Here is a 25196-nt window from a genome sequence, read left to right as displayed (position 1 = left end):
TCGACTTTCGTTCCGGTGGCCCCCCGGCATCGGACGCGCCGCTGGGCGATACGGCTACAGCTGACCGTGCTGGGAGTCGAAGGTCAGGACCCGCCCGCCCAGCTGGACCTGGGTGCCCGGTGCGAGGGTGACCGGATGGCCGGGAACCGCACGGACCCAGTCCTGGCGGCCGGGGTGGCGGATGTGGGTGCCGTTGGTGGAACCGCCGTCGACGACCGTGACGTCCCAGTCGACGAGGCGGATCTCCGCGTGCGCTCGCGACATCCCGCCCGAGCTGTCCTCCAGCCGCACCGGGCGCGCACCGCGGGCGACCGCCTCGGAATGCTCCGGCTCGCGACCGAGTACGCAGTCGCTGTCCAGGACGAACGATGTGCCGTCGTCCAGCAGCAGCACCCCCAGCGGCGGGCGCACCCCCGGGCTCAGCACGCAGGTGAGCTGATCCATTCGGATGCCGCAGACCGCGCAGAACGACACCCGCGGGTCGTTGTGATGGTGGCGGGCGCATTGGAAGCCCGGCACGATCACGCGGTGCCCCAGTGCGTTGGAACCGGTGGACCCGAGCGCGTCCGCGACGACATCGGCGTTCGGTACCACCGTCTCGGCGAGGTTCGCGTCGTTGGCGATCGCGTAATCCCGATCGGTGCGGTGCGCCGGTCGCGCCGGACCCTGGTTCGGTCCCGGTGGCGCCACCGGTGTCCCGCCTTCGCGTGGCGTCACACGCCGCGCCGACGCCTGGAGATCGACTTCCGTTGCGGCGTCGCCGGATTCCTCGCCCTTGCGCAGGCTCGGCACCCGTGGCGGCTGCGGTACCGGCTCCTGCTCGGAACCCGGCCGCGCACCGGGACGCTGCGGATCCGGCGTTGCCTGCGGTCCGGGGACCCGATGCGGTGGCGGCGCCGGTTCCGAGAGCGGAGGTGGCTCCGCGCCGGGAGGGGGTCCGGACGCAGGCCGTGCCTCGACGTGCTGCGCCGGCCGTCGCGGTTCGGGTGCCCCCTCCCGTGCCGATCGCACCCGAGGCTCGGCTTGTGCGGATCCGGCATCAGGTTGTCGCACCGACGCGGTGACACTGTCGCTCACCGGTCGGCCACCGATTGCCTCCGCGATGGCTCCTGGCCACAGCACCGCGCCCGACCCCGGTGCGGTCCCCTCACCGAGCGCGCAGATTCCGCGGCCCGGCAGGGCCTCCGCGGTCCACCCCGCCTCATCCACGAACAAACCCGCACCGCTGCCGGGCGCGGGCGTCACCATGCGGTCGACGGTGAATCCGGCGTCCCGGCCGCGCAGTACCTCGGTGCGGCCGGGACCTGCCAGGACGGCGGTGACCCCGCCGTGCAGGAACACCGCCAGGCCGTTGTCCAGGGGCGTGATCACCCCGAATTCGACCTCGTCCTCCTCGCCGTTGGACAGGCTCATAAGCCAGGTCGTGGCCAGCCGCGCCACCGCGCGCCCGCTGTGGCGCCGCTCGCGCGCGACGGCTTCTCGCACGATGTCCAGCAACGCCGACATCGTGCGGGCAGCCACCGTGTCCACGGTGACGGCGCCGTCGCCCCGATGCGCGACGACCATGACGACGCCACCCACACTCGCCACCAGATGGGCGCCCGGCACCACCTCGATCTGCGCGCTCACAGGAACCTGCCACCTTGGAAACGCCACCGGTGGAATACCACCCGCATCGGCCCGTTCACGATGAGCCAGAAGACGATCCACGTGAGGACGAACTGGATTCCGAACGCGGTGAGCGACGGACGCAGATGCTCGGGCAGCACCACGGTGGTGTAGCGCACGAGGACCCACATCAGCGCCCCCTCGTTGAGGATGGTGACGAAACCGAACAAGGTCGGCCAGTCCTTTTCCCAGCGGAACTGCTGCAGGAAATGGTAGAGCAATTCCCAGAGCACACCGACCAGAACGGTCGCCAGGAGCACCGACAACGTCACCCGGTAAGCCTGGCCGATGCTCAACGAGCCGGTCGGCAGCGCGGGTGTGATGATCAGCGCGACGAAGAAGCCGATCACGCTCAGCGCGAGAAGACGGGTCTGGATTCGCCCGTTCAGGGTAGGAAGCATCGCTCAGATCTTCTTGTTCGTAACCCACAGCCACCATTGCCGCGTCGAGCGCAGCGGCCCCATTCTCCGGCAGAGCCCGACCGCGGCGAGATCGTCGGCGATCTCCTGCGCCGCGATCTGCAAGCCGAGAAAGGTGTCCACCCCGACGAACGGCCCGCCGAGCGTCGCGCTGCCGGAGGCGTACATCCGTCCGGCGCCGCTGCGGGTGCCGATCAGCTCGAATGTCGTGTCCACGTCCAGCCTGCCGAGCGGATTGCGTCCTGCGCCGGTGTGGTCGAGCAGGTCGGCCAGCAGCCGGTGCTCGCGGATGTCGGCTTCCAGCCCTGTGCAGTCGATGATGTAGTCGACGGTCGTGTCGAACGGTTGCGTCGGCGGCGGAAACGGCAGCGGCGCACTGGTGTCCGGAAGGATCGTCGCGACAACGCCTTGCCGCCCGCCGGCGGGACGCGGAGCTCGCATCGTTCCCGCCATCACCTGGTACCACCCCTCCCGGCGGCCACGGCGCAACTGTTCCTGCCAGTTGTCCCTGATCGGGGTGTTGGTGCCCGAGATCTCCTTGTACGCCCGCGCGCGATCTTCGCCTTGCAGGCGGCGCACTTTCTGCTTGAGCTGACCGCCCCACACCGACTTCGGATAGTTGAAACCCTGGTAGGCCCATCCGTCACCGCCCTTGCGCCTGCTGAAGATGTTCTTGCCGTGTGAGCCGGAGATATACGTGCGGAACAGGTGCAGGATCCGGGTGTCGAGGCGGTACTTGTCCCGGTCGTCGATCAGCCGTTGCAGGACGCGGCTGGCCACGATCCCGCTGCCGCGGATCAGCACGGTGCCCGGCCGCCGCTGCAGCGCCTGGTAGACGTGCTCGTGCGGCTCGTAGGCGTTGACCACGCGGGTCGGGTCACGATGGGTTTCCCGGTATTCCTGCAAGTCCGGCAACAGCTTCAGCCCCGGGTAACCCACGGCCACATGGACATACGTGCTGCGGAAGGCGACGCGCTTGGTCGGTGTCGAGCCCGTTGGCGGGGTGAGGATGGTGAAGTATCCGCCGCCGTGGCGTCTGCGCACCATGCGAACGTGACCGCGGTGCAGCGAGCGAGCGTAGCCGATGCGATGGAACTCCCGCTCCATGGCGGCGAACGCCTGACCCGCCCGCGGCGTGTAGTAATTGGCGAAGATCGGCTCGACGAAGACGTTCCACAGCGGCTTGATCGACTTGTCCGCGACGGCCTCCCGCACGGCGTAGGAGGGGAAGCCCCAGATGTTGTCCGGCGTCGAGGCCGAGTCGCTGCGCAGGCGCTCGCCGCGCGGAATCTGCGAGACCCTGGTCAGGTATTCGTAGGAGGCCCACGGGTGCTCCTGCGGACCGAGCACGGCCATCGCCTCCGCGGGCACGCCGAAGATCCGGAGCGTGTCGTAGGTGACGAACGACCCGATGCCGCTGCCGATGGTCACGAACGGTACGTCGATCACCGGAATCCCGGTGTTGCCAAGCATTTCATCGGTCCACACGTCGGTATCGACGAGGGCCTGCGTGATGTCTCCCCGCATTGGCCGGACTCTACCGGCAGATTCTTACCAACTGCTTGTCGTCGGCTTTGCCCGCACGGCCGCGCCGGTGACACGCACCGCACGACGCGCGGGGACGATCTGCGCCGAACCTGCCACGCGGCCCACCCTCGTGGACGTACCATGCCGTTCGTGGCCGATTCCACTCGTTCCACCCCGCTGCGGGTTCTCGTGTACAGCAACGACGCCGACACCAGGCGCCAGGTGATCCAGGCCTTGGGCAAGCGTCCGCACCCGGAGCTACCGCCGTTCGAGTACCTCGAGGTGGCCACCGCCCCCGTGGTGATCGCGCAGATGGATGCCGGCGGTATAGACCTCGCCGTGCTCGACGGCGAGGCGACCCCGGCCGGTGGACTCGGCATCGCCAAGCAGTTGAAGGACGAAGTCGATCCGTGCCCGCCGCTTCTGGTGCTCACGGGCCGGCCGGACGACGCATGGTTGGCCAGCTGGTCCCGAGCGGAGGCCGCGGTGGCTCATCCCATCGATCCGCTCCGGCTCACCGAGGCCGTCGTCGCGCTGCTGCGCAGCCGCTCTGCGGCTTGATCACCGCCGACCACCATCGACCACGCTATTCATAGCGATCATGAATTAGTACGACCCGGCCTGCGACCGCGGTTCGACCGGCAAGGAACGAGCCCGGAGTTTCCGACCCATCGACTTGTCGATCCTCGCCCAGCTGTCGCCGATTCCGACTTTGAGCCCGCTCGGGACCACATGTGACGTCGCGATACCCGACACTTCGGGCTATCCAACTGACCGTTCACCCAACCTCTTGCGCGGCCCGCACGGATTACCACCGTTTCGGTCATAAATCCTTGTACTGAATTCGATCAAACACCGTCGCCAAACGCGCTGCGGGCCGCCCGTTCGGTTGTAGGCTGTGCCCTACCTCACATGGGAGCGGATCAGGTAATGACCGGTCCCGGTGAAGCCGAGGGGCGAGTCCGGCCGAGGCGGACAACGACGTCAGCCCGCCTCGGACGCTGTCGTCAGCCGCAGCTCGCAAGGAGGGGAAGTGCAGTCGTGAACATCGAGGTGCCGACGCTCGTACTCGGCGCGATCGCGGCGGCGTTCGCGCTGTTCTCCATCGTCCTATCGGCCCTGGTCGGCCCGAAGCGGCACAACCGGGCGAAGCTGGAACCCTACGAATGCGGTATCGAACCCACGCCGCATTCCGTGGCCGGCGGACCGGGAAATGTTACGGGACAACGCTTCCCGGTGAAGTACTACCTCACCGCGATGCTGTTCATCATCTTCGACATCGAGATCGTGTTCCTCTACCCGTGGGCTGTCCACTTCGATGCGCTCGGTCTCTTCGGTCTCACCGCGATGGCGTTGTTCATCTTCAACGTCTCGGTGGCCTACGCCTACGAATGGCGGCGCGGCGGGCTCAGCTGGGACTGAGCGCCGCGCAGCCGAGGTCGTAGCCGACAAGTGGAAGCGAGTCAGTAGAACATGGGTCTCGAGGAAAAACTGCCCAGCGGCTTCTTGCTGAGCACGGTCGAGGATTTCGCCGGATTCCTGCGCAAAGGCTCTCTGTGGCCTGCCACCTTCGGGCTGGCGTGCTGCGCCATCGAGATGATGGCCACCGGCGGGGGGCGATTCGACATCGCCCGCTTCGGCATGGAGGCTTTCCGCGCCTCGCCGCGGCAGGCCGATCTGATGATCGTCGCGGGCCGGGTGAGCCAGAAGATGGCCCCCGTGCTCCGCCAGGTCTACGACCAGATGACCGAACCCAAATGGGTGCTGGCGATGGGCGTCTGCGCGTCCTCCGGCGGGATGTTCAACAACTACGCGATCGTGCAGGGCGTCGACCACGTAGTACCGGTCGACATCTACCTGCCCGGCTGCCCGCCCCGGCCGGAGATGCTGCTGAACGCGATTCTGGCACTGCACGCGAAGATTCAGGAGATGCCGCTCGGCGTCAACCGCGAGGAGGCCATCCGGGCCGCCGAACAAGCCGCGCTCGCCTCGACGCCGACCATCCGGATGGAGGGTCTGCTGCGATGACCTTCGACACCCCCGACAACACCGACATCCCGGCCGCGCACGATGCCATCGATGCCGCGGCCACCGCGGGCCCCGAAGGCACACTGCCCGAAGAGGATGCCGTCGAGACCGGCGCCGACGTGATCGGTGTGCGCCGCGGCATGTTCGGCGTCACCGGCACCGGCGACACCTCCGGCTACGGCGGCCTGGTCCGCTCGGTCACCCTGCCGGGCGGCACGCCCGCCCCGTACGGCGGATACTTCGACGAGGTCGTCACGGTGCTGCACGGCGCACTCACCGGCAGCGACGTACGCCTGGACGCGGCGCTGGAGAAAGTGATCGTCTTCCGCGGCGAGCTCACACTGCACGTGCGCCGGGAGCATCTGCTGTCGGTCGCCCGCGCCTTGCGTGACGATCCCGCACTGCGTTTCGAGCTCTGCCTCGGCGTCAACGGCGTGCACTACCCGGAGGACTCCGGCCGCGAACTACACGCCGTCTACCACCTCATGTCGATCACGCACAACCGGCGCCTGCGGGTGGAGGTCGCCGCGCCGGACGCGGACCCGCACATCCCTTCGCTCTACGAGGTGTACCCGACCACCGACTGGCACGAACGCGAGACCTACGACTTCTTCGGCATCCGGTTCGACGGGCACCCATCACTGACCCGGATCACCATGCCGGACGACTGGCGCGGCCATCCCCAGCGCAAGGACTACCCGCTCGGCGGGATCCCGGTCGAATACAAGGGCGCGCGTATCCCGCCGCCCGACGAGCGGAGGGCATACAGCTGATGAACGACATCGACACCGAGCCCGGCGTCACCCACGACTCCGGGCCGGAGCCCACCACGGTCACCGTCGCGGGCCAGGACTGGGACCAGGTGGCCGAGACATTGGCCGGCGCGGGCGAGGAACGCATCGTCGTCAACATGGGTCCGCAGCACCCGTCCACCCACGGCGTGCTGCGGTTGATCCTGGAGATCGAGGGCGAAACGGTCACCGAGGCCCGCTGCGGAATCGGCTACCTGCACACCGGGATCGAGAAGAATCTCGAATTCCGCAACTGGACCCAGGGCGTCACCTTCGTCACCCGCATGGACTACCTGTCGCCGTTCTTCAACGAGACGGCGTACTGCCTGGGCGTGGAGAAACTGCTCGACATCACCGAGCAGATCCCTGAGCGCGCCACGGTCATCCGCGTGCTGCTGATGGAACTCAACCGCATCTCCTCGCACCTGGTCGCCCTGGCCACCGGCGGCATGGAACTCGGCGCGCTGACGCCGATGCTGTTCGGCTTCCGCGAACGCGAGCTGATCCTCGACGTGTTCGAGACGATCACCGGACTGCGCATGAACCACGCGTTCATCCGCCCCGGCGGCCTCGCCCAGGACCTGCCCGACGACGGCGTCACCAAGGTGCGCGAACTGCTCGCGCTGCTGCCCAAGCGCCTGCGCGACATGGAACACCTGCTCACCGCCAACCCGATCTGGAAGGCCCGCACCCAGGACATCGGCTACCTCGACCTGCAGGGCTGCATGGCGCTCGGCATCACCGGCCCGGTCCTGCGCGCCACCGGGCTGCCGCACGACATGCGCAGAGCACAGCCCTACTGCGGCTACGAGAACTACGAATTCGACGTTCCCACCACCACCGGATGCGACTGCTACGGCCGCTACGTCATCCGCGTGGAGGAGATGAAGGAGTCGCTGAAGATCGTCGAGCAATGCCTGGACCGGCTGCGGCCCGGCCCGGTCATGGTCGACGACAAGAAGATCGCCTGGCCCGCCGACCTCCGGCTCGGCGAGGACGGACTCGGCAACTCCCCCGAGCACATCGGCAAGATCATGGGCAGGTCCATGGAGGGGCTCATCCACCACTTCAAGCTCGTCACCGAGGGCATCCGCGTCCCGGCGGGCCAGGTGTACGTGGCCGTGGAATCGCCGCGCGGCGAGCTGGGCGTCCATATGGTCAGCGACGGCGGCACCCGGCCCTACCGGGTGCACTACCGCGACCCCTCGTTCACCAATCTGCAAGCGGTCGCGGCGATGTGCGAGGGCGGCATGGTCGCCGACGTCATCGCCTCGGTCGCCAGTATCGACCCGGTCATGGGCGGAGTGGACCGATGAACACGACATCGCAGAACGATTCCACCGGCGGCGGTAGTCCCGCGACCGGCGGCACGGCAATCCTGCTGAAGCTCGGCACCCGGCCCGAGCCCTACCAGCCTTTCGTGCGCGAGCGGCTCGAAACCGACGCCAAGGAGATCATCGGGCGCTACCCGCATCCACGCTCGGCGCTGCTGCCCCTGCTGCACCTGGTGCAGTCCGAAGAGGGCTACGTCACCGGCACCGGCATCGAGTTCTGCGCCGAGCAACTCGGCCTGACCGGCGCCGAAGTCACCGCGGTGGCCACCTTCTACTCCATGTTCCGGCGCACCCCGACCGGCGACTACCACGTCGGTGTCTGCACGAACACACTGTGCGCGGTCATGGGCGGTGACGCCATCCTCGCCGCGCTCGAACGGCACCTCGGCATCGGGCACGGCGAGACCACCCCGGACGGATCGATCACGCTCGAACACATCGAGTGCAACGCAGCCTGCGACTTCGCCCCCGTGGTCATGGTCAACTGGGAGTTCTTCGACAACCAGACCCCGGAATCCGCGCGTGCCCTGGTCGACGCGCTTCGTGCCGGTCAGCAGGTCACCCCGACTCGCGGGGCACCGCTGTGCACGTTCAAGCAGACCGCGCGCATCCTGGCCGGATTCCCGGACGAACGGCCCGGCGTGCTCGACGGCGCCGCGGGTGCGGCGACGCTCGCCGGTCTGCGGGTCGCCCACGAACAGGGCATGCAAGCTCCTGCCGCGCAAGAGGATCCGGAGGGCCTGCGATGACCCTCACCCCGGTGCTGACCACCTACTGGGACGATCCGCAGTCCTGGACGATGGACACCTACCTGCGCCACGACGGCTACCAGGCGCTGCGCACCGCCCTGCGGATGGAACCGGACCAGATCATCCAGACCATCAAGGACGCGGGACTGCGCGGGCGCGGCGGCGCGGGATTCCCCACCGGCATGAAGTGGAGCTTCATCCCGCAAGGGCCCGGGCCCGACGGGATCACCAAACCGCACTACCTGGTGGTGAACGCCGACGAGTCCGAACCGGGTACCTGCAAAGACATTCCGCTCATGCTCGCCTCACCGCACGCTCTGATCGAAGGCGTCGTCATCGCCTCCTACGCCATCCGCGCGGCGCACGCGTTCATCTACGTGCGCGGCGAGGTGGTTCCGGTCCTGCGGCGGCTACAGGCCGCGGTGGCGCAGGCCTACGAAGCGGGCTTCCTCGGCCACGACATCCTCGGCTCCGGCTACGACCTCGAGCTGATCGTGCACGCGGGCGCGGGCGCCTACATCTGCGGCGAGGAGACCGCGCTGCTGGACTCGCTGGAAGGCCGTCGCGGCCAACCCCGCCTGCGCCCGCCGTTCCCCGCCGTCGCCGGCCTCTACGCCTGCCCGACCGTGGTGAACAACGTGGAATCCATCGCCAGCGTGCCGCCGATCATCCGCAACGGCATCGCGTGGTTCCGCTCGATGGGCAGCGAGAGATCCCCAGGCTTCACCCTCTACTCGCTGTCGGGTCACGTGGCCCGACCCGGCCAGTACGAGGCGCCGCTGGGGGTCACGCTGCGCGAACTGCTCGGCTACGCCGGTGGCGTGCGCGCCGGACACCGGGTGAAGTTCTGGACCCCGGGCGGCTCGTCCACGCCGCTGTTCACCGAGGAGCACCTCGACGTGCCACTCGACTACGAGGGCGTCGCGGGTGCGGGATCCATGCTCGGCACCAAGGCGCTGCAGATCTTCGACGACACCACCTGCGTGGTGCGAGCCGTGCTGCGCTGGACGGAGTTCTACGCGCACGAGTCCTGCGGCAAGTGCACCCCGTGCCGGGAGGGCACCTACTGGCTGGTGCAACTGCTGCAACGGATCGAAGCGGGCACCGGCGCCGCATCCGACCTGGACAAGCTGCTCGACATCAGCGACACCATCAACGGCAAGTCGTTCTGCGCCCTCGGCGACGGCGCGGCCAGCCCGATCGTCTCCTCGCTGAAGTACTTCCGCGAGGAGTACACCGAACACCTGCGGCTCGGCGGATGCCCGTTCGACCCGGCGTGCTCTACCGCATGGGCGGAGTCAGGAGAAGAGGTCCGATGAAACCGGCATCGCGCAGCGATTCGATCTCCGGCGGCGCTCGGGCGAGGGGTAGGTCGGCCACCGTGAGCGGTCGCACCGGCGCGCCCGCTCCCGCCGACCTGGTGACCGTGACGATCGACGACAACGCCGTCAGCGTGCCGGCAGGCACCCTGCTGATCCGGGCCGCCGAGCTGATCGGCATCCAGATCCCCCGCTTCTGCGACCATCCGCTGCTCGACCCGGTCGGCGCCTGCCGCCAATGCCTGGTCGAGGTCGAGGGGCAACGCAAACCCGTCGCGTCCTGCACCATGGCCGTCGCCGACGGCATGGTGGTCCGCACCCAGCTCACCTCCCCCGCCGCGGACAAGGCGCAGGAGGGCGTGATGGAACTGCTGCTGATCAATCATCCGCTCGACTGCCCGGTGTGCGACAAGGGCGGCGAGTGCCCGCTGCAGAACCAGGCGATGTCCACCGGCCGCGCCGAGTCCCGGTTCGACGGACACAAACGCACCTACCCGAAACCGATTCCGCTGTCGACGGCCGTCCTGCTGGACCGGGAACGCTGCGTGCTCTGCGCCCGCTGCACCCGCTTCTCCCAGCAGATCGCAGGCGATCCGTTCATCGAGCTGATGGACCGCGGCGCGCTGCAACAAGTCGGCACCGCGCAGGCCGAACCGCTGGACTCCTACTTCTCCGGCAACACCGTGCAGATCTGCCCGGTCGGCGCGCTCACCGGCACCGCCTATCGTTTCCGCGCGCGTCCGTTCGACCTGGTGTCCAGCCCGAACGTCTGCGAGCATTGCGCGTCCGGCTGCGCACAGCGCACCGACCACCGGCGCGGAAAAGTGCTGCGCAGGCTGGCCGGTGACGACCCACAGGTCAACGAGGAGTGGAACTGCGACAAGGGCCGGTGGGCCTTCACCTACGCCACCGAACCCGACCGGCTCACCACCCCGCTCGTGCGCGGCTGGGACGGCGAGCTCGCCCCGGCCTCCTGGTCGGAGGCGCTGGCCGCGGCCGCGGAGGGGCTGGCCGCGGCCTTCGGCAACGCGGGCGTGCTCGTCGGCGGCCGGGTCACCGAGGAGGATGCCTACGCCTACGCCAAGTTCGCGCGAGTCGCCCTCGGCACCAACGACATCGACTTCCGCACCCGCGCGCATTCGGCGGAGGAAGCCGACTTCCTCGCCGCCAGGGTCGCCGGCCAGGACAGCACGGTGACCTACGACAGCATGGAGGCCGCGCCGGTCGTCCTGCTCGTCGGATTCGAACCCGAGGAAGAGTCGCCGATCGTCTACCTGCGGCTGCGCAAGGCCGCCCGCAAACGCGGCCTGCCGGTCTACTCGCTCGCGCCGTACACCTCGCGCGGCCTCGAACGCATGTCCGGGCGCCTGATGCGCGCCGTGCCGGGCGCCGAACCGCATCTGCTCGACGCCATCCGCACCGGCGAGATCACCACACCCGGCGCGGATCCCGCCCGCCTGGCCGATCTGGCCCGGCTGCTGCGGGAACCCGGTGCGGTGATCATGGTCGGCGAACGGATGGCGGGCATCGCGGGCGCCCTGTCGGCCGCAGTGCGGCTCGCCGACGAAACCGGAGCCGCCCTGGCCTGGGTTCCGCGCCGGGCGGGCGAACGCGGCGCGGTCGAAGCGGGCGCGCTGCCGTGCCTGCTTCCCGGCGGCCGCCCGGTCGCCGATCCTCGTGCCCGCCAACAGGTTCGGGCAGTATGGAACGTGCCCGAGCTGCCCGTCGGCGCCGGCCGTGACACGACGGCCATCCTGGAGGCCGCCTCCGGCCTCGCCGCGCTGGTCATCGGCGGCGTCGACGTCGCCGACCTGCCCGACCCGGCGGCCGCGCTGGCCGCCATCGACGCGGCCAGATTCGTGGTGAGCCTGGAACTGCGCCGCAGCCCGGTCACCGAGCGCGCCGACGTGGTCTTTCCGGTAGCCGCGGCCATGGAGAAAGCGGGCACCTTCCGCACCTGGGAGGGCAGGCCGCGTCCGTTCGCCGCCGCGCTCGGCGACGACATGGTGCGCCGCCAGACCGCGCCGCTGTCGGATCAGCGAGTGCTGCACGCCATCGCCGACGAGATGTCGGTGCGCTTGGGGCTGCCCGACACCGAGTCCGCCCGCGCCGAACTCGCCGAACTCGGCGCATGGGACGGCGCGCCCGTCACCGCGCCCACCCACCCGCCGAATCCGCTGCCGCGGCCCGAACCCGGCACCGCGGTGCTGGCCGGCTGGCGCATGCTGCTGGACGCGGGACGTATGCAGGACGGCGAACCGAATCTGGCCGGCATCGCCCGCCCGCCGGTGGTGCGCCTGTCGGCCGCCACCGCCGCCGAACTCGGCGTCCAACCCGACGATCCCGTCACCGTCGCCAGCAGCCGCGGCGCCGTCACGCTCCCCCTGATGATCAGTGACCTGCCCGACCGCGTGGTGTGGCTGCCGCAGCACTCGCCCGGCTGCTCCATCACCGAGCAGCTCGCCGTCCAGCCCGGCGCGATCGTGCACCTGCGGCACGCCGACGAGAGGATGAAGGAGCACCGTCATGAGTGATTCCGCCGCGCTCGTCATGGCGTCCGCGATCAACCACGCCGCCGAGCCCTACACCCTCACCGGCTTCGGACACGACCCGCTGTGGCTCGTGATCGCCAAGGCCGTCGCCGTGTTCGTCTACCTGATGCTCATACCACTGGTCGCGGTGCTCGCGGAGCGGAAGATCGTCGCCCGCATGCAGATGCGGATCGGCCCCAACCGCACCGGCCCGTTCGGCTCGCTGCAGAGCATCGCCGACGGCGTGAAGATGGCCCTCAAGGAGGACATCGTCCCGGCGATCGTGGACAAGCCGATCTATATTCTGGCGCCGGTCATCTCGGTGGTGCCCGCGTTCATGGCCTTCGCGGTGATCCCGTTCGGACCGGAGGTGTCCGTCTTCGGCGTGACCACCGCCCTGCAGCTCACCGATCTTCCGGTGGCGGTGCTGTACATCCTGGCGATCACCTCCATCGGCGTCTACGGCATCGTGCTGGCCGGATGGTCGTCGGGCTCCACCTATCCGCTGCTGGGCGGCTTGCGCTCGACCGCGCAGGTCATCTCCTACGAGATCGCGATGGCGCTGTGCTTCGCCACCGTGTTCCTGCTCGGCGGCACCATGGCCACTTCCGGCATCGTGTCCGCACAGGAAGGCACCTGGTATGTGTTCCTGCTGCTGCCGTCGTTCCTGATCTACTGCGTCTCGATGGTCGGCGAGACCAACCGGGCGCCGTTCGACCTGCCCGAAGCCGAAGGCGAACTGGTCGGCGGCTTCCACACCGAGTACTCCTCGCTCAAGTTCGCCATGTTCATGCTCGCCGAATACGTCAACATGGCAACGGTTTCCGCCCTGGCCACCACGCTGTTCCTGGGTGGCTGGCGGGCGCCGTGGCCGCTGAACATCTGGGACGGCGCGAATACCGGATGGTGGCCGGTGCTGTGGTTCACCGCCAAAGTCTGGACATTCCTGTTCGTGTTCATCTGGCTGCGCGGCACCCTGCCCCGGCTGCGCTACGACCAGTTCATGAATCTCGGCTGGAAACTGCTGATTCCGACCTCCCTGGCCTGGGTCATGGTCGTGGCCACAGCGCGGGTGTTGCAGGCCGAGGGCTACCCCGTGCAGACTCCCGTTCTGGTGATCGGCGGCTTGGCGGTCACCGGGCTGCTGGTGCTGCAGTTCCTGCGGGCGGGCCGGGCGCCGGGAACACCGCTACCGGCCGAGGAGCCTGTGACCGCGGATTCCGCCGATTCGACGGTCTTCCTCGGTTTCCCGGTGCCGCCGTTGCCCGCCGACGCGCACGCCCGCGACGCCACCCGCGCCAAGGCCGGTCTGTTCGAACCGCTGTCGGGGTTCGCGGTCACCGCCGCGACCATGTTCAAGAAGCCGAACACCGAGTTCTATCCCGAGCAGAAGATCCCCACCGCGCCCCGCTACCACGGCAGGCACCAGCTCAACCGTCATCCCGACGGCTTGGAGAAGTGCATCGGCTGCGAGCTGTGCGCGTGGGCATGCCCCGCCGACGCGATCTACGTCGAAGGCGCGGACAACACCGAGACCGAACGGTATTCGCCCGGTGAACGGTACGGGCAGGTCTACCAGATCAACTACCTGCGCTGCATCGGCTGCGGATTGTGCATCGAGGCCTGCCCCACCCGGGCGCTCACGATGACCAACGACTACGAGATGGCCGACGACAACCGGGCCGACCTGATCTACGAGAAGGACCGTCTGCTGGCCCCCCTGCAGCCCGGGATGACCGCGCCGCCGCACGCCATGCACCCCGGCTCCGACGAGGCGGACTACTACCTCGGCCGGGTGCCCGGCAACCTCACACCCACCAGTGGTGCCACGGCAACGATCCCGGCCGACGCGGCCCGGCAACCTGCCACCGCGGGCACGGAAGGAGCACCACGGTGACCGATCTGATCCTGGCCGCGGAGCCGTTGACCAACGCCTCCACCGGCGAGACCGTCCAGTTCTGGATCCTGGCCCCGCTGGCCGTGCTGGGCGCGCTCGGCATGGTGTTCGCCTCCAAGGCGGTGCATTCCGCGCTGTGCCTGGCCGCCACGATGATCGCGCTGGCCGCGTTCTACATCGCCGAGGACGCGCTGTTCCTCGGTGTCGTGCAGATCGTGGTCTACACCGGCGCGGTGATGATGCTGTTCCTGTTCGTGCTGATGCTCGTCGGCGTCGACTCCGCCGAATCACTGAAGGAGACCATCCGCGGGCAGCGGCTCGCCGCCGCCGCGGTCGGCCTCGGCTTCGGGCTGCTGCTCAGCGGCGGCATCGCCCACGGCGTCCGCGAGTCCGGCATCGTCTTCCCCGCCTCCGGTTTCGCGGGCCGTGACGTGATCGGCGAGCTGGCCGAGCTGATCTTCCTGCGCTACGTCTGGGCCTTCGAACTCACCGGAGCCCTGCTGATCACCGCCACCATCGGAGCCATGGTGCTGGCCCATCGCGAGCAGTTCGGATCCCGCACCGGCCAGCGGGAACTGTCGCGCCGCCGGTTCCGAGAGAAGGGACACCGCGCGACACCGCTGCCCACCCCCGGCGTCTACGCCAGGCACAACGCGGTCGACGTCCCCGCGCGACTGCCCGACGGGTCGTTCGAGGAACTGTCGGTCAGCACCATCCTGCGCCACCGCCGCACCAGGGCGCTCACCGAAGCGGCCGTCATCTCGGTAGGCACCACGCCCACACCGGAGGAGACCGACAACCCCAGCGACGAGGAAGGCAACCGGTGAACCCCGAGAACTACCTGTTCCTGTCCGCCCTGCTGTTCACGATCGGCGCGGCAGGAGTGCTGCTGCGGCGCAACGCCATCGTCGTGTTCATGTGCATCGAGTTGATGCTCAACGCGGTGAACCTCGCGTTCGTCACCTTCGCCCGGATGCACGCCGACCTCGACGGACAGGTCTTCGCGTTCTTCACGATGGTGGTCGCCGCGGCCGAGGTGGTCGTCGGCCTGGCCATCATCATGACCATCTTCCGCGCCCGCCGCTCGACCTCGGTCGACGACGCCAACCTGCTGAAGTTCTGACGTGGACACCGCAACGTTGTGGCTGCTGCCCGCACTCCCCCTGGCGGGCGCGATCGTCCTGCTACTGACCGGACGTTATGCCGACAAGTGGGGTCATCTGCTCGGCGCCGCGATGGCGCTGGCTTCGTTCGCCGTCGCCGCCCTCGCCTTCGTCGCCATGCTCGGACGCGACACCGCCGAACGCGCGGTGCACCAGGATCTGTTCAGCTGGGTCGAGGTGGCCGGCCTGCAGGTCGACTTCTCGCTGCAACTGGACCAGCTCTCGGTGTGCTTCGCGCTGCTGATCACCGGCGTCGGCTCGCTGATCCACGTCTACTCGATCGGCTACATGAGCCACGACCCGGCGCGGCGGCGGTTCTTCGCCTACCTCAACCTGTTCCTCGCGGCCATGCTGCTGCTGGTGCTGGCGAACAACTATCTCGTGCTCTACCTCGGCTGGGAGGGGGTGGGCCTGGCCTCCTACCTGCTGATCGGTTTCTGGCACGAAAAACCCTCCGCCGCAACGGCGGCCAAGAAGGCGTTCGTGGTCAACCGAGTCGGCGACATGGGCCTGGCGATCGCGATGATGGTCATGTTCGCGACGTTCGGGTCGGTCGACTTCGATGTCGTGTTCGGCGCCGCGCCCGCCGCGAGCGAAGGCGCACTCACCGCGATCGGGCTGTTGCTGCTGCTGGCCGCCTGCGGCAAGTCCGCCCAGGTGCCGCTGCAATCCTGGCTCGGTGACGCCATGGAGGGCCCCACCCCCGTGTCGGCGCTCATCCACGCGGCCACCATGGTCACCGCAGGCGTGTACCTCATCGCGCGCTCCAACGCGATCTTCGACCTCGCGCCGAACGCACGGCTCGGGGTGGTGCTGGTCGGCGCGGTCACCCTGCTGTTCGGCGCGATCATCGGCTGCGCCAAGGACGACATCAAGAAGGCCCTCGCCGCCTCCACGATGAGTCAGATCGGTTACATGGTGCTCGCCGCGGGCCTCGGTCCCGCCGGATACGCCTTCGCCATCATGCATCTGCTCACCCACGGGTTCTTCAAAGCCGGGCTCTTCCTCGGCGCGGGCTCGGTGATGCACGCGATGAACGACGAAACCGACATGCGCCGCTACGGCGGACTGCGCACGCTGCTGCCGATCACCTACGTCACCTTCGGTCTCGGCTATCTCGCCATCATCGGTGTGCCGCCGTTCGCCGGGTTCTTCTCCAAGGACCGGATCATCGAGGCGGCGTTCAACCAAGGCGGCCTCGGCGGGATCGCACTGGGGCTGGTGGCGCTGTTCGGCGCGGGTCTGACCGCGTTCTACATGACGCGGGTCATGCTGATGACGTTCTTCGGCGAGCGCCGCTGGAAACCCGACACCCACCCGCACGAGGCTCCCGTGGTGATGACCGGCCCGATGATCCTGCTCGCGCTCGGCTCGGTCGGCGCAGGCGCGGTGTTCGCGTTCGGCTCATCCCTGCAGAACTGGCTCGAACCGGTCGTCGGCGCCCACCACGGCACCGAAACCGTACCCGCGGCGCTGGTCACGGTATTGGCGCTCGGGGTGGTCGCCATCGGTGTCGCGGTCGCCTACTCGCAGTACGCGCAGCGCGAGGTCCCCGAGACCGCACCCGGAGCGGTGTCCGCGTTGACGGTCGCCGCGCGGCGGGATCTGTACGGCGACACGGTCAACGAGGCCGCGTTCATGCGGCCGGGGCAGCACCTGACCCGGGCGCTGGTCTTCCTCGACAACCGCGGCATCGACGGCGTCGTCAACGGCACGGCGGCGCTGATCGGCGGGTTGTCGGCACGGGCACGGCGAGTGCAGTCCGGCTTCGTGCGCTCCTATGCCCTGTCCATGTTCACCGGCGCGGCCCTGGTGGCCGCCGCCCTGCTGGCGGTGAGGTTGTGGTGAACGAGTTCCCCTGGTTGACGACGCTGTGGCTGGCTCCGGTCGTCGGTGCGGCGATCGTGCTCGTGCTGCCCGCCGCGCGACGCACCCTCGCCCGCGCTGTGGCACTGAGCTTCTCGGTGCTCGTTCTGGTCATCGGCATCGGACTCGCGGTGCGCTTCGATCCCGGCGGCGCGCAGTACCAGTTCGTCGAATCCCGCCGGTGGATCCCGGCATTCGGCGCCGGCTACACCCTCGGGCTGGACGGGATCGCGCTGGTGCTGGTGCTGCTGACCACCGCACTGGTTCCCCTGCTGATCCTGGCGGGCTGGCACGACGAACGCGAAGTCGGCGGCGGCAAGCGGGTGGCGCACACCTACGTCGCGCTCATCCTGCTCGTCGAGGCGATGGTGCTGGTCTCCTTCCTCGCCCTGGACATCCTGCTGTTCTACGTGTTCTTCGAGGCGATGCTCATCCCGATGTACTTCCTCATCGGCGGATTCGGGCCGCGCACCGGGGACGCGCTACTGCGCAGGCAGCGCTCACGCGCGGCGGTGAAGTTCCTGCTGTACAACCTTTTCGGCGGGCTGATCATGCTGGCCGCGGTCATCGGGTTGTACGTGCTGACCGCCCGCGAAGGCCTCGGCGAGGGATCCTCGGGCACGTTCGATCTGCGCACCGTGGTCGCCGCCGCCAACGCCGGGCAACTCGGCGCCGGACCCGCGGTGCTCAATGCCCTGTTCCTCGGATTCATGTTTGCCTTCGCGGTCAAAGCGCCGCTGTGGCCCCTGCACACCTGGCTGCCCGACGCCGCCGTCGCGGCCACACCGTCGAGCGCGGTGCTGATGATGGCGGTGGTCGACAAGGTGGGGACCTTCGGCATGCTGCGCTACTGCCTGCCGCTGTTTCCCGGCGCGTCGGACACGTATGCGCCGCTGGTGATCACGCTCGCGGTGATCGGCATCGTGTACGGTGCCCTGCTGGCCATCGGGCAGACCGACGTGATGCGCCTGATCGCCTACACCTCGATCTCCCACTTCGGCTTCATCGTCCTCGGTGTCTTCGCCATGACCAGCCAGGGCCAGACCGGCGCGACGTTGTACATGGTCAACCACGGCATCTCGACCGCCGCACTGTTCCTGGTGGCCGGATTCCTGGTGTCGCGGCGGGGAACTCGGCTGATCGCCGAGTACGGCGGCGTGCAGAAGGTGGCCCCGGTGCTGGCGGGCACGTTCTTCATCGCCGGTCTGGCGACGTTGTCCCTGCCCGGGCTCGCCCCGTTCGTCAGCGAATTCCTTGTGCTGGTCGGGACCTTTGCCCGCTACCAGTTCGCCGCGGTGGTCGCCACCGGCGCACTCGTGCTCGCCGCCCTCTACGTGTTGTGGCTCTACCAGCGGATGATGACCGGGCCGGTGAAGCAAGGCAGCGAGCGGATCTACGACCTCGTGCCCCGCGAACTCGCCGTCGTGATCCCGCTGATCGCCGCGCTGCTGTTCCTCGGCATCTACCCGAAGGTTCTCACCGACTTCATCAATCCCGCGGTGAACCAGACCCTCACCACCATCGGCCGCAGCGATCCCGCACCGTCGACGCCCCCACTGCCCGAAGCGGGCTCGGCCCACCATTCCGGAGGTGCCCACAAATGAACGACCTCGCCTCCGCCACGACACTCGCCGCGAGCGTCCCCGCGCCGAGCATCGAATACGGCGCCCTGTCCCCCATGCTCATCGTGTTCGGCGCCGCCGTGCTCGGCGTACTCGCCGAAGCGTTCGTCGCGCGGCGCTACCGCTACGCCACCCACCTGGTGCTGAGCGTGGTCGGGTTGGCCGCTGCGCTGGTCGCCGTGGTGGCGCTGGCAGGCACCGAATCCACCGCCATCGCCGGAGCCGTGGCAATCGACGGCGTCACGCTGTTCCTGCAAGGCACGATTCTGGTCGTATCGATTCTCGCCGTCGGCTTCCTCGCCGAGCGCGGCGCCGAGCCGCGTCGAGCGGGGCGGTCCGGGCCGGGAACCTGGAGCCGGGCCGCCGCCACCGTCGAACGCGGTGTGGACGCGTTCACACCGCAGGCCTCGGCGGTGCCCGGCAGTGCGGCCGAGGCCGCGGCGTTGCGGGCGGGTATCGCGACCACCGAGGTGTTCCCCCTGACGCTGCTCGCCGTCGGCGGACTGTTGCTGTTCCCGGCGTCCAACGACCTGCTGACCATGTTCGTCGCCCTCGAAGTGCTGTCGCTGCCGCTGTATCTGCTGTGCGGGCTGGCCCGGCGCAAGCGGCTGCTGTCTCAAGAGGCCGCGCTGAAGTACTTCTTGCTCGGCGCGTTCTCCTCGGCGTTCTTCCTCTACGGCGTCGCGCTGCTGTACGGCCAGGCGGGCACGGTGCGGCTCGGCGCCATCGCGGACGCGATCGCACAGCATCCGGACAACGCGACCCTGGCGGTGCTCGGGGTCGCGATGCTCGCGGTCGGGCTGCTGTTCAAGATCGGCGCGGTGCCGTTCCAGTCTTGGGTGCCCGACGTGTATCAGGGTGCTCCCACCGCGATCACCGGTTTCATGGCGGCGGCCACGAAGATCGCCGCCGTCGGGGCGCTGGTGCGGGTGCTGCAGGTCGCAGTGCCCGGCCTGCGCGACGACTGGCGGCCGATCCTCGCGGCCGTCGCGATCGCCACCATGGCCGTCGGCGCGGTCATGGCGATCACGCAGACCGACGTCAAACGGATGCTCGCGTATTCCTCGGTGGCCCATGCCGGTTTCCTGCTCACCGGCCCGGTCGCCGCGGACGATCGCGGCGTCGCGGCGGTGTTGTTCTACCTGGCGGCCTACGGCATCGGCACCCTCGGCGCCTTCGCCGTGGTCAGTCTGGTCCGGGAACCGGATGGCGAGGAAGCCACCGGTCTGCCGCGGTGGGCCGGTCTCGGCCGCCGATCCCCGGGATTGGCCGCGGTTTTCGCGCTGTTCCTGCTTTCCTTCGCGGGGTTGCCGCTCACCAGCGGCTTCGTCAGCAAGTTCGTCGTCTTCGAGGCCGCGGCCGCAGGCGGCGCGGCGCCGCTGGTCATCGTCGGCGTGATCTGCAGTGCCATCGCGGCGTTCTTCTACCTGCGGGTCATCGTGCTGATGTTCTTCACCGACCCGCCCGCCGACGCTCCGGTGGCGGTCACTCCGCCGTTGACGACGACGATCGTGGCGATCACCGCGGCGTTCACGTTCGCGCTCGGCGTCTTCCCCCAGCCGCTGCTCGACCTGGCCGGTAAAGCGGCGACGTTCGTCCGCTGAGGTCTCTCCCGGCCGCTGTGCTGCCGCCGCTGCGCGACAGCGGCGGCATCGCCGTTACCGCGATCGGCGCACCTAGCTTCCGCGGCGGCGTTCCAACGCCTTCGCAATCAGCGACCGGGCGCGATCACCGTACTCGGCTTGGTCGGCGAGGATCGCGAAAGTCTTCTCGTGCACGGCGATCTCCGACGGCCGGGTGATGGTCAGCTCGGCCGAGACCGTCTCGGTCAGCACCTGCGAACGGTCGTAGATGACGAAATTCGTTGCGGGAGCCCGGTAGTCGGCGCAGATCGGGATGATGCCCAGCCGCACCCTCGGGTTGGCCATCACCGCGAGCAGGTGGGCCAGTTGCTCGGCCATGACCGCGGAGTCGCCGACCGTTCGCCACAGCGCGGCCTGGTTGACTACGAAGTGGAACCGGTGCTTCGCCCGGAACAGCACCGGCTTGCGGGCCATGCGCGCGGCCACCGCGTCCTCCAAGTCGTCGCGTCCGCCGGTTATGGCGATACAGGCGGTCAGGATCGCGCGCGCATAGGCTTCCGTTTGCAACAGTCCCGGCAACGTATCGGGCGCGTACCAGCGGATCTGCGTGGTCTGCGCCTCCAGGTCGATCGACTGCCGTTGCCTGCGGGCGTGCCCGGAGGCGACAGTGCGTTGCCACTCCAGGTACATCGACTGCAGATTGCGCGCGTTGGCGACCAGATCGTCCAGCACGGCGATATTGCCGCAGGCCTCGCACCACGCGGCGAGGTCCGCTTCCGAGGGCGTCTGCTTGCCTCCCTCGATCCGGGAGACCTTGCTCGAATGCCAGCCGCACCTCGCGGCCAGTTCCAGGCCGGTGAGGTGGGCGGCGCGACGCAGTTCGCGCAGGCGCGCACCCAGCACCTCACGCGCGTCCGACACACCGTTCACTCGTCCACGTGCTCACTCTCGCAGTATCGCTGATGGTCGATGCCTCTAGGCCACAGCCGCTCCCGCACCTGTAGACAGCGGGCGACAAGCGCCGGGTCCGTGGTGATCGACAGGCCCATGAACGCCCCGCTCTCAGCGAAGGTGTTGAAGGCGACCGTGTTCGTGTCGAACAGCCAGTAGTCGTCGTGTGGCAGGTCGACGGGGTCGACCAGGTGCCGCGGCAGCCAGCGCACGGCCTCGCCGGTGGCGATGTTGTCGTCGGTCGCCGACAACAGCCAGCGGGTGTAGCCGGTGTGCGGGACCGTCACGACTCGTAGTCGTTCGAGGGTCACCCCGCGAGTGGCTGACTCGACCATCAGAGCATCCCAGGCTTTCCATGACTCGGGCTGTTCGTCTCGTTCGTACGCTACTCCGGCGGCGAAGCGCCGCAATGCTTCCTGTTCGTCCTCCATCACGTAGTCGTCTCGCACCTCCAGATGGAAGGCGCGGGATCGAGCCGCCCGGAAGAGCGGCTCGAAACATCGGGCCCCCACGACGTGCAACATCAGCGCACCACCACGGCGGTCTCGTGACAGTCGAGGGTGAGCTGGGCGAGCAGTTCGGGGTCGGTCACCGGTTCACCGGCCACCAGCACGGAACCACAGGTTCCACTCGCCTCCACCCGTAGCCACATGCCCGGCTCCAGCCAGTCCAACAACTCGTGCGGCACGAGGACCGTCCCCGTGCGGTCGGTGGCATCGCCCTGCACCACTAGCACGCCGGTGTCGGTCGCATACACGGCGGGACAAGCGCCATGGTCGGATCCGGAGCCGAGAAGCCGCAGGTTCATAGCCGATCCTTTGCGAGAGCTGACGGACGATGTCGTGCAATCGTCCCTACCGGAGACGGTGACGGTCAACGCACTTCGCAAAGTCGCGCAAACTCGTGGCGGTGGAAGGGGTGTGGCTTCTACCGTCGATTCGGCAACTCGGGACCCCGCGCGCTGTCGATTCCCCGATTGTCTTTTCCACTCGAGGAGAGGTTCGACATGATGAGACGACCCAGGACTGCCGCCGATTTCGCGGTGCTGGGTGTGCTTGCGCCAGGCGGATTACTCACCGTCGAGCAACTGGCTCAGCAGGCGCGGCTGACCGCATGGTCGGTGCGCAGCGCTTTGTTACGCCTGCAGTCGCGTGGTCTGATCATGGATTGCCAGCACCGCGGCCGCTGGGCCATCACGCCACGGGGCCGCGGCGAGTGGGCCGCGAAGGGACGCCGATTCACTTTGTGAGCCGGATCGGGTTCGCGGTCAAGATCGTTCACGGTGGCGCAAGTTTTGGAGGTCAGGACTCGCGTTTCCGCCTCCCGCGGTGTGCCGATGATTTGGTACCGACCCGCCTTCTGCATGGGATGATTCACACGGTTGGTACCGGAGCCCGACAAAAGGAGGCACTGTCATGACTGACCAGGCCGCCGTATCCGAGGACAGCGGAGCCGAGGCGAACGCCGAGGTCGCAGCAGTGGCAAAGGCACAACAGACGGCCGACGAGGCCAACGAGCGTGCACTGAGGATGCTCGAGAAAGCCAGCAGAAAATAGTAGTGTTCAACGCCTTGACGGCAGACAGCGGACGTGTGAGGCGAGCCAGCCGAGGAACCGCGTCGTTTTGGTTGAACGATGGTTGCGGTGTCGCCGTCGATCCGCCCAGCGGGTGCCACCGCGCCCGGGGTATCTGGGAGCTGGAGCTGCGCCGGCTCACAGTGGTTGCGCTTCCGCGCCGCGGATGATGTGCTCGAGTTGTTCGACCTGTTGACGACGACCGAGCTGGGCGCTGGTGCTGAGCTGCGTGGTGCTGTGGCACACCGTCTACATGTCCCGCGCTCCAGCCGAACTGCGCGCCCAGCAGTACCCGGTCGCCGAGCCCGACGCCGCCCGGCTCTCGCCGTTCATCCGCGACCACAACGGCATCGACGGCCACTACAGCTTCCACCTGCTCGACTTCGACAGATCACCGCCCACTGCGCGATCCGGACGCGCCTGATGGCGAATGAGCGCCCTCGACCGTTGGGTCTCGCGTCGCCGCGGTGACCGCACGCAGGTAGCGGTTGCCCAAGGTACGCAACAACTCCACCAACTCCGGCGGTCCGCCGACAGTGAAATCGATGCCGTGCATGCCCAACTGCCCGATGTTGTGCGCCAGCGCTTCCGGGGTGTCGGCACCGGTGTGGAGCAGACAGGTGGTGTCGTCGATCGGCTCGACCGTGCCTGCGGCTGGGGAACGCGGGCGCTGAGGAATTCGGCGGCGGCGTGCACCGTCGGCGCTGGCCAGGAAGTTCGGCGTCCAAGACGCGAGTTTGTACTCGCACGTCAAGAATCTGCGAGACCTTCGTGCGCGCGTGGCCGTCCTGGCGACGACAGAGAAGACCGACCTCGTCGCCGCCGCGATCGCCGGTCGCGCCGGACGCGACGCGCTCGCCGCCTACGCCCACGCCTGGCGTGACTACGCGCTTCGCTACCCCGGTCGCTACGCCGCGACCCAGCTTCCCTTCGATCCCGATGTGGCGCGCACCGCGACCGGCGTGCCGCGCGCCATCGAACTGACCTACGGCATGCTGCGCGCCTACGGTCTGGCCGAACCCGACCGGACCGACGCCGTCCGATTGCTGCGCAGCACCTTCCACGGATACAGCGTCCTGGAGGAAACCGGCGGTTTCGGGCACACCCGTCCACCGCCGAATCGTGGGAACGCATCATCGAGGCCCTGCACGTCACCCTCGAGCAGTGGCCCACCGACAACAAGGAGCAACAATGAGATCCGGCACGCTGGATGTTCCCGGGGCCACGCTGTATTACGAGGTGTGCGGCGCCGGGCCGGTGCTGCTGTTGCTGCCCGGCAGCGGAGGCGACGCGGCGGTCTCGATCCCATCCTCGATCCTCTCGCACGACACTTCACCGTGGTCACCCTCGACCCACGCGGCTACTCCCGCAGCGTGCTCCATCCCGGCCCACCCGCCGACATCGCCGTAGAGGCGCAAAGCGAGGACGCCCGCCTGCTCCTGCGACATCTCGCGCCTGCCGGCGAAGACGTCTACGTGTTCGGCGGCAGCGGGGGTGCAGTGGTGGCGCTGGACCTGCTCGCCCGGCATCCGCAGCGGCTGCGGCTGGTGATCGCGCACGAACCGCCGTCCTTCGGCGTGCTGCCCGACGCCGCCGAGCACAAAGCGTTCGTCGACGAGGTATACGAACTGTTCGTCACCGACGGTCTCGCCGCCGCGGGAGCGCGTTTCCTCGAAGGGATCGGCGGAGGGGTTGAAATGCCCGATCCCAGCCGACTGTCGCCGCGTGCTGCCGCGATGGTCGAACGTCTGCACGCCAACGCGCCGCGCAACATGGCGCACGAACTACGCACGATCACCTCCCATCTCCCCGACGTGGCGGCCCTCGCGCCGGTGAGCGATCGCCTCGTGCTGGGCGCATGCCCGCGCGAGCAAGGGCAAACTCCCTACCGCCCGGCCGAGACCCTCGCCGCGCAACTCGGCATCCCCCTGACCGAGTTCCCGGGTGGGCACAGCGGTTTCACCGACGCTCCCGCCGAGTTCGTCCAAGTGCTGCTCGAACGGCTGCTGGCGGCGCGGGTGAGCTGACTACGCCGTGATGGCGGCCCGGTGACCCGACGTCGCCCCTTGTCGGCTCCCTGGCATGGCGTTTTCATCTGGTGAAACTATGCCTCTAGACAATTCCACCCAGCGGAATCGGCGCAGCGCGATGTAGGTCAGCCCCTCGGCTGCGTG

At 68.5% G+C, this 25196-nt stretch carries 25 protein-coding genes; 18 read left to right on the top strand and 7 right to left on the bottom strand.

Annotated elements, in window-relative coordinates; translation table 11 throughout:
- Positions 1-54 precede the first annotated feature (54 nt).
- The 3 genes from K8O92_24230 to K8O92_24220 all read right to left on the bottom strand — a co-directional run bounded on the left by K8O92_24230 (position 55) and on the right by K8O92_24220 (position 3614).
- Positions 55-1413 carry an FHA domain-containing protein gene (locus tag K8O92_24230; protein ID UAK35919.1) on the bottom strand — a complete coding sequence of 453 codons (1359 nt, stop codon included), beginning with the start codon at positions 1411-1413 and terminating at the stop codon, positions 55-57.
- A 212-nt stretch (positions 1414-1625) separates the two neighbouring features.
- Positions 1626-2069, bottom strand: coding sequence for a hypothetical protein (locus tag K8O92_24225; protein UAK30953.1), 444 nt, complete (start codon positions 2067-2069; stop codon positions 1626-1628).
- A 3-nt stretch (positions 2070-2072) separates the two neighbouring features.
- Entirely contained in the window at positions 2073-3614 is a 1542-nt protein-coding gene (locus K8O92_24220) for a hypothetical protein (GenBank protein ID UAK30952.1), read from the bottom strand.
- 141 nt (positions 3615-3755) lie between these two features.
- On the opposite strand from K8O92_24220, the gene K8O92_24215 reads away from it, so the two are divergent.
- The 14 genes from K8O92_24215 (at position 3756) to nuoN (ending at position 20518) form a co-directional block, all read left to right on the top strand.
- Complete coding sequence (locus tag K8O92_24215) at positions 3756-4175, top strand: hypothetical protein (protein UAK30951.1); 420 nt, start codon at positions 3756-3758, stop codon at positions 4173-4175.
- Between the two features lie 480 nt (positions 4176-4655).
- Entirely contained in the window at positions 4656-5036 is a 381-nt protein-coding gene (locus tag K8O92_24210) for an NADH-quinone oxidoreductase subunit A (GenBank protein UAK30950.1), read from the top strand.
- Positions 5037-5087: 51 nt separating this feature from the next.
- On the top strand, positions 5088-5642 hold the full coding sequence (locus K8O92_24205) for an NADH-quinone oxidoreductase subunit B (GenBank protein UAK30949.1): 555 nt from the start codon (positions 5088-5090) through the stop codon (positions 5640-5642).
- Positions 5639-6415: an NADH-quinone oxidoreductase subunit C gene (locus tag K8O92_24200; protein ID UAK30948.1), complete on the top strand. Its 777-nt coding sequence runs from the start codon at positions 5639-5641 to the stop codon at positions 6413-6415. The genes K8O92_24205 and K8O92_24200 overlap by 4 nt, the downstream gene beginning before the upstream one ends.
- Positions 6416-6423: 8 nt before the next feature.
- Entirely contained in the window at positions 6424-7749 is a 1326-nt protein-coding gene (locus tag K8O92_24195) for an NADH-quinone oxidoreductase subunit D (GenBank protein UAK35918.1), read from the top strand.
- On the top strand, positions 7746-8516 hold the full coding sequence (gene nuoE / locus K8O92_24190) for an NADH-quinone oxidoreductase subunit NuoE (GenBank protein ID UAK30947.1): 771 nt from the start codon (positions 7746-7748) through the stop codon (positions 8514-8516). Before K8O92_24195 ends, nuoE begins: the two co-directional genes overlap by 4 nt.
- A complete protein-coding gene (gene nuoF / locus K8O92_24185) occupies positions 8513-9835 on the top strand; it encodes an NADH-quinone oxidoreductase subunit NuoF (protein ID UAK30946.1) in 1323 nt (440 codons plus the stop codon). The genes nuoE and nuoF overlap by 4 nt, the downstream gene beginning before the upstream one ends.
- Complete coding sequence (locus K8O92_24180; protein ID UAK30945.1) at positions 9832-12369, top strand: NADH-quinone oxidoreductase subunit G; 2538 nt, start codon at positions 9832-9834, stop codon at positions 12367-12369. The genes nuoF and K8O92_24180 overlap by 4 nt, the downstream gene beginning before the upstream one ends.
- Before the next feature lie 16 nt (positions 12370-12385).
- On the top strand, positions 12386-14263 hold the full coding sequence (gene nuoH / locus K8O92_24175; protein ID UAK35917.1) for an NADH-quinone oxidoreductase subunit NuoH: 1878 nt from the start codon (positions 12386-12388) through the stop codon (positions 14261-14263).
- Complete coding sequence (locus tag K8O92_24170; GenBank protein UAK30944.1) at positions 14260-15090, top strand: NADH-quinone oxidoreductase subunit J; 831 nt, start codon at positions 14260-14262, stop codon at positions 15088-15090. Before nuoH ends, K8O92_24170 begins: the two co-directional genes overlap by 4 nt.
- A complete protein-coding gene (gene nuoK / locus K8O92_24165) occupies positions 15087-15386 on the top strand; it encodes an NADH-quinone oxidoreductase subunit NuoK (protein ID UAK30943.1) in 300 nt (99 codons plus the stop codon). The genes K8O92_24170 and nuoK overlap by 4 nt, the downstream gene beginning before the upstream one ends.
- A gap of 1 nt (position 15387) precedes the next feature.
- Entirely contained in the window at positions 15388-17274 is a 1887-nt protein-coding gene (gene nuoL, locus K8O92_24160) for an NADH-quinone oxidoreductase subunit L (protein UAK30942.1), read from the top strand.
- A complete protein-coding gene (locus K8O92_24155) occupies positions 17271-18896 on the top strand; it encodes an NADH-quinone oxidoreductase subunit M (GenBank protein UAK30941.1) in 1626 nt (541 codons plus the stop codon). Before nuoL ends, K8O92_24155 begins: the two co-directional genes overlap by 4 nt.
- The gene (gene nuoN / locus K8O92_24150) at positions 18893-20518 is read left to right on the top strand and encodes an NADH-quinone oxidoreductase subunit NuoN (protein ID UAK30940.1); all 1626 of its coding nucleotides are present in this window, start codon (positions 18893-18895) and stop codon (positions 20516-20518) included. Before K8O92_24155 ends, nuoN begins: the two co-directional genes overlap by 4 nt.
- A 72-nt stretch (positions 20519-20590) precedes the next feature.
- Here the strand turns inward: nuoN and K8O92_24145 are convergent, their stop codons facing one another.
- The 3 genes from K8O92_24145 to K8O92_24135 are packed head-to-tail and all read right to left on the bottom strand — an operon-like array spanning position 20591 to position 22256.
- Positions 20591-21427, bottom strand: a complete 837-nt coding sequence (locus K8O92_24145) for a helix-turn-helix transcriptional regulator (protein ID UAK30939.1) — start codon at positions 21425-21427, stop codon at positions 20591-20593.
- Complete coding sequence (locus tag K8O92_24140) at positions 21424-21972, bottom strand: hypothetical protein (protein UAK30938.1); 549 nt, start codon at positions 21970-21972, stop codon at positions 21424-21426. Before K8O92_24140 ends, K8O92_24145 begins: the two co-directional genes overlap by 4 nt.
- Positions 21972-22256, bottom strand: coding sequence for a hypothetical protein (locus tag K8O92_24135; GenBank protein ID UAK30937.1), 285 nt, complete (start codon positions 22254-22256; stop codon positions 21972-21974). The genes K8O92_24140 and K8O92_24135 overlap by 1 nt, the downstream gene beginning before the upstream one ends.
- A 198-nt stretch (positions 22257-22454) precedes the next feature.
- Between K8O92_24135 and K8O92_24130 the strand changes: the two genes are divergently transcribed.
- From K8O92_24130 to K8O92_24120, 3 genes are all read left to right on the top strand, one after another.
- Entirely contained in the window at positions 22455-22697 is a 243-nt protein-coding gene (locus tag K8O92_24130; protein UAK30936.1) for a GntR family transcriptional regulator, read from the top strand.
- Positions 22698-22863: 166 nt separating this feature from the next.
- Complete coding sequence (locus K8O92_24125) at positions 22864-23004, top strand: hypothetical protein (protein ID UAK30935.1); 141 nt, start codon at positions 22864-22866, stop codon at positions 23002-23004.
- A gap of 235 nt (positions 23005-23239) precedes the next feature.
- Positions 23240-23446: a transposase gene (locus K8O92_24120; protein UAK30934.1), complete on the top strand. Its 207-nt coding sequence runs from the start codon at positions 23240-23242 to the stop codon at positions 23444-23446.
- Here K8O92_24120 and K8O92_24115 read toward each other — a convergent pair.
- On the bottom strand, positions 23414-23776 hold the full coding sequence (locus K8O92_24115) for a hypothetical protein (protein UAK30933.1): 363 nt from the start codon (positions 23774-23776) through the stop codon (positions 23414-23416). The genes K8O92_24120 and K8O92_24115 overlap by 33 nt on opposite strands.
- Positions 23777-23801: 25 nt before the next feature.
- Between K8O92_24115 and K8O92_24110 the strand changes: the two genes are divergently transcribed.
- Positions 23802-25049, top strand: coding sequence for an alpha/beta fold hydrolase (locus tag K8O92_24110; GenBank protein UAK30932.1), 1248 nt, complete (start codon positions 23802-23804; stop codon positions 25047-25049).
- Positions 25050-25196: the final 147 nt, after the last annotated feature.

The sequence above is a fragment of the Nocardia asteroides genome, from assembly GCA_019930625.1.
GTDB classification, from domain to species: domain Bacteria; phylum Actinomycetota; class Actinomycetes; order Mycobacteriales; family Mycobacteriaceae; genus Nocardia; species Nocardia sputi.
The sequence above is the reverse complement of the archived record's forward strand: the minus strand, read 5'-3'. Positions and strand labels throughout refer to the sequence as shown.